Annotated in this window: 5 protein-coding genes; 4 read left to right on the top strand and 1 reads right to left on the bottom strand. The window is 66.3% G+C overall.

Going from position 1 to position 4,983, the window contains the following annotated elements; all coding sequences use genetic code 11:
• Window positions 1–18 precede the first annotated feature (18 nt).
• The 3 genes from QRO95_RS24940 to QRO95_RS24930 all read left to right on the top strand — a co-directional run bounded on the left by QRO95_RS24940 (window position 19) and on the right by QRO95_RS24930 (window position 2,927).
• Entirely contained in the window at window positions 19–732 is a 714-nt protein-coding gene (locus QRO95_RS24940; RefSeq protein ID WP_285303701.1) for a response regulator, read from the top strand.
• Window positions 733–735: 3 nt separating this feature from the next.
• A complete protein-coding gene (locus tag QRO95_RS24935; RefSeq protein ID WP_121503630.1) occupies window positions 736–1,812 on the top strand; it encodes an ATP-binding protein in 1,077 nt (358 codons plus the stop codon).
• Between the two features lie 188 nt (window positions 1,813–2,000).
• Window positions 2,001–2,927, top strand: coding sequence for an ABC transporter six-transmembrane domain-containing protein (locus QRO95_RS24930; protein WP_285303698.1), 927 nt, complete (start codon window positions 2,001–2,003; stop codon window positions 2,925–2,927).
• Window positions 2,928–3,187: 260 nt separating this feature from the next.
• Here QRO95_RS24930 and QRO95_RS24925 read toward each other — a convergent pair whose 3' ends face one another.
• Window positions 3,188–3,796 (bottom strand): TetR/AcrR family transcriptional regulator, encoded by a 609-nt coding sequence (locus QRO95_RS24925; protein WP_285303697.1) that lies wholly within the window; start codon window positions 3,794–3,796, stop codon window positions 3,188–3,190.
• 170 nt (window positions 3,797–3,966) lie between these two features.
• Here QRO95_RS24925 and QRO95_RS24920 point away from each other — a divergent pair, with 170 nt between their 5' ends.
• Entirely contained in the window at window positions 3,967–4,803 is an 837-nt protein-coding gene (locus QRO95_RS24920; protein WP_285303696.1) for a siderophore-interacting protein, read from the top strand.
• Window positions 4,804–4,983 lie beyond the last annotated feature (180 nt).

Below are 4,983 nucleotides of genomic sequence, written 5' to 3'. Positions count from 1 at the left end.
CCGAACCCGCATCACGCAATGAACGATCTCCGTAGCCGACAGGCACCCTTGGTGCTGATTGCCGAAGATGAGGGCGAAATCGCCGACATCCTCAGTGCCTACCTGGCCCGTTCCGGCCTGCGCAGCGCCCGCGCCGCCGACGGTGAGGCGGCACTTGCCAGCCACCGCCAACTGCGCCCGGACCTGGTGCTGCTGGATGTGCAGATGCCAAAACTGGATGGCTGGCAGGTGCTGAGCGAACTGCGACGGATCGGCAACACCCCGGTCATCATGCTCACTGCGCTCGACCAGGACGTGGACAAGCTGACCGGCCTGCGCGTGGGCGCCGACGACTACGTGGCCAAGCCATTCAATCCGGCCGAGATCGTCGCCCGCATCCAGGCCGTGCTGCGCCGGAGTTCCCGGCCCCTGGTCGAAGCGCCCAACGGACTGATCCGCCAAGGGCCCTTCGAGATCGACCTGCGCAGCCACGAGGTGACCGTGCGCCATGGCGAGCAGGTGCACGAGCTGAACTTCACCCTCACCGAGTTCCGGCTGCTGGTGCATATGGCACGCGCGCCGCGGCAGGTGCATGCGCGGGTGGATCTGCTGCATGCCTGCCTGCCCGAAGGCGATGCGCAGGAACGCACCGTCGACAGCCATGTCAGCAAACTGCGGCGCAAGCTGGAGGATGTCGGCGTGATCGGCATTCCCGCCACCATTCGCGGCGTCGGCTACCGCTTCCTGGACTGAATGATGAACCCCAAAGGCAAGAGCATCGGACGCCAGATCACGCTGTCCATCACGGTGGCCTCGCTGTGTTCGACGGTGCTGTCGATCAGCGGCTTCTACCTGTTCTATTACCTCATGGAGGTGTTCTATCCGCGCTGGTACGACGAGCCGGAAACGATCATGCCGTCCGGGCTGGAATGGCTGTGGATCGGATTGACCGCCACCGTGGTCGTCATCTTCGCCACGCTGGTCGCCTCGCGCCTGACCCGGCGCATCATCACGCCGTTGAACTCGGTGGCCGAAAGCCTGCGCCGGGTCGCCAGTGGCGATCTGGAAGCGCGTGCACGCGGTGGTGATACCACGATGGCCGAAGCGGCCACGCTGGTCAGCGATTTCAACTCCATGGCAGAACGGCTGAGCCGGATGTCCGAGAACCGGGTGTTCTGGAACGCCGCGATCGCGCATGAACTGCGCACGCCGATGACCATCCTGCGCGGCCGCCTGCAGGGCATCGCCGAAGGCGTGTTCGAGCCGGGGCCTGAGCAGTTCAACAGCATGCTCACCCAGCTGGAAGGCCTGACCCGCATCATCGAGGACCTGCGCGTGGTCAGCCTGGCCGAGAGTGGCCACCTGGATCTGCGCCTGCAGCGCAGCGATGTCAGTGTGCAGGTGGCCGCGGTGGTTGAAGCGATGTCCGAGGCACTGACCGAGAGTGGTTTCTCGGTGACATTGGACGCACGACCTTCGCTGGCCGACTGCGATCCTGCACGCATCCGCCAGGCAGTACTGGCACTGTTGGAGAATGCACGACGCCATGCCATTCCCTGCCCGCTGCGGGTGTACGTGACGCTGGCAGAAGGCCATTGCACCGTCACGGTGGAAGATGGCGGCCCCGGTGTGCCGGACGACCTTCGCGACAGCATCTTCGAAGCCTTCCAGCGCACGGATGTCTCGCGTTCGCGGCAGAGTGGTGGCTCCGGGCTTGGCCTGGCCGTGGTGCGTGCGATTGCCGTGGCCCATCACGGAACAGCGCTATGCCGGGCCACCGAACGTGGTGGCAGTGCCTTCGAAATCCGCTGGCCGGTGCATGCCCGCCGTTGAGGCGGTAGACACTGCCCTGGTAGCGGCCCACCTTGGTGGACATTCGCATCGCTGAACGGCGCCGGTTTCTCCACGCAATCTCCATCGTCCCTCCATGCCTTCTCCAAAGGGCTGCAGATACTGGGCGCGATCCGGGAGATGGCAGGCATCCGTCCCCTGCCCTGACTCCGACCCACCCAGGCATCCCCATGAAACCCCCACACGATCCGGCGGCCGCCGCCGGCAGCATCGGCCAGCAGAACGCGGCCGCCACTCTCAAGGCCATCCTGCGAACCTATCCGTGGCAGCTCACCGGCACCTTTTCGCTGGTGGCGCTGGAAAATGCGCTGCTGCTGGCGTATCCGCTGTTTGCCGGCTTCGCGGTGGATGCGATCATCCGCGGCAACATCGGCCACGCCATCTCCTACGCCGGCGTGGTACTGCTGTTCTGGCTGGTCGGTGCTGCCCGCCGTGCGGTCGATACCCGTACCTTCACCCGCATCTATGCCGACCTGGCGGTGAACGTGGTGCAGGCGCAGCGCAGGCTGGGCCACGCCACCTCCACCTCGGCCGCACGCGTTGTGCTGGCCCGTGAGTTCGTCGACTTCTTCGAAAAGCACGTGCCGATCATCGCCACCGCGCTCGTATCAATGTTTGGTGCGGCGGTGATGCTGCTGGTGATCGAACCGCTGGTGGGCGCCGCGAGCCTGATCGCCCTGCTCGGCGCAGTGTTGTTGATGCCGTCGTTCGCACGCCGCAACGAGCAGCTGCATGGGCGCCTGAACAACCGGCTGGAACATGAAATCCGCCTGGTCGACCGGGTCAGTCCCTCGGTGCTGCGACGTCACTACACCACGCTGTCGCGGCTGCGCATCCTGCTCTCGGACCGAGAAGCTGGGGCCTTCGTGGTGGTGGGTGCGGCGGCGGCGGTGTTGTTCGCGCTGACCATCGGACGACTCGCCACCACCGACGGTGTGACGCCGGGTCATGTGTACGCGGTGATGACCTATCTGTGGACGTTCGTCGGCAGCCTGGATGATGCACCGTCGATGGTGGATCAGCTGGCGCGGTTGAAGGACATCGGCCGCCGCGTCAGCCCGGGCATGGAAGATGCGGAGCGCAAGGATGCCGCTTGACCGGTAGATGCCCACCTTGGTGGGCAACGATGTATAGCGTCGCCAACCAAGGTTGGCGACTACCGGGGCAACGGTGCCAACCAGGATTGGCAATTACCTCGCTGAAGGACATCGGCCGCCGCGTCAGCCCCGGCATGGAGGATGCTGAGCACAAGGATGCCGCTTGACCGGTAGATGCCCACCTTGGTGGGCAACGATATATCGCGGCGCCAACCAAGGTTGGCGACTACCGGGGCAACGGTGCCAACCAAGGTTGGCGACTACGTTGCCGTGCGCCCGCACATCGTCAATGCTCCGATGATCAACGCTTCCATGCTGCGGTCGAACTCGGCCTCCTGCGCCTTCCGATCCAACGGGCGTCGCGTGGTATCCACCACCGCATGCCGCGAATACACGGTGTCGGCCAACGCCACGGCGTGATAGGCCACGGTCGACAGCAGCCACGCCGCCTGCTCGAGCGGCAGATCATGCACGCGGCTGAATTCGGCATGGTGGCGCTGGATGCGCGCCAGCATCTCCGGTGTCTTCGCGCCGTGGCTGACCAGGAACGGCGCCAGGCCCGGATTCCCGTCCACCAGCGTCCGCAGTGAACGTTGGAACGCACGCAGATCCTCCTCGATGCTGCGCCGGCCAGCGGCATCCAGTGCCGGTGCCTGCCAACGCTCGAAGATCGCCTCGGCCACCAGCTCGCGCAGTGCCGCCAGATTCGCCACATGCTTGTACAGCGCGATGTGGCTGACCCCCAGCGCCGCCGCCACGCCCACGAAGCTCAGTCCCGGCAGCGTCATGGCAATACCGGCGTCGGCGATGCGCTCGCGGGTGATGCTGGGCGGCCGCCCACGGCCAGCGGTCTTTTTCGGTGCAGCCATGCGGTAACGGTTCCTGCGCAGTGCGCGTGCAAGGGCTGTCATGGTGGTGCGCAGCGACGCCGTGGTCAACGCGTCGCTGCAGTCCGTGGACAGGCCCCGGTTGCGGCGCGATCAATTTAGTTTACTATAATGTAACTAATTCGCATTTGCAGTGTCCAGGATCGTTGTCGATGTCCGCGTCCCCCACTTCAATCACCCCGGCCGGGCCGCTGCGCGGCGCCGACCATGATCGCGGCCTGCAGGCGCTGCAGGTCCAGGTGGTCGCGGCTGCACAGCCGTGCGCCAGCCTGCTGCGCCTCGTGGTCCAGCTGCCGGAACATGCAGAACTCGCGCCCTGGCAGCGTGCCAACACCGCCGTGCGCATCCAGCTCGGCGCCACGTTCGGCGATGTGTCACGGATCTACACCGTGCGCAGCCTCGATCCCAACACCCGCCAGTTCACCCTGGACGTAGTGCTGCACGAGGCGCCGGGGCCGATGCTGGCCTGGGTACGTGCGCTGCGCCCCGGTGATGCCTTCGATCTGACCGGACCGCGCCCCCATCTGCAGGTACCGCAGCGCGAGGGCACCTGCGCCCTCCTGTTCGCCGACCCAAGCGCCATCCCTGCCCTGTTTGCATTGTTGCAGCAGTGGCCGGCCGACCTGCGCGCAGAGGCCTGGATCGCCTCGGATGATGCATTCCCGGTAGACGAACTGCCCGCCATTGAAGGTATCCGCGTGCACCGCCTCGCCACCGGTGACGCGCCGTTGCTGCAGCAGGCGCGCCAACTGCGGCCGGAACCCGGCAGCACGGTCTGGGCGGCCGGCGAGCGCGAGGAAATGCGTGCCCTGCGCCGCCACTTCATCGAAACGGTCGGCCTGCCACGCAGCGACGTTGCCGTGGCCGGCTACTGGAAACGTGGCGAGACCACCACCGAGACCGACCAGCGTCGCCGCCGCAACTACGAGCGCGTGCTGGCACGCGGCGGTGGCCTGCAGGACCTCGACGACCTCGCCGACGATATCTGATCCACCCAGCAGTATCCGCGCCCCGCGCTTCGTTCCACCCAGCCACAGATCGCCCACGCACCTCGCGTGCAGCACTGCCACACCGGCAGTGCCGTGCCCTCTGCCAGCCATTCCACAGCCCGCGTCGTCCTGCCCCTGCAGGTCACAGACGGCGCCGTGCTGGCCGATCGCACGACCCAC

It is taken from the genome of Stenotrophomonas maltophilia group sp. Smal13 (assembly GCF_030236855.1).
In the GTDB taxonomy this organism is placed as follows: Bacteria; Pseudomonadota; Gammaproteobacteria; order Xanthomonadales; family Xanthomonadaceae; genus Stenotrophomonas; species Stenotrophomonas maltophilia_A.
This window is presented reverse-complemented; position numbering and strand designations above follow the sequence as displayed.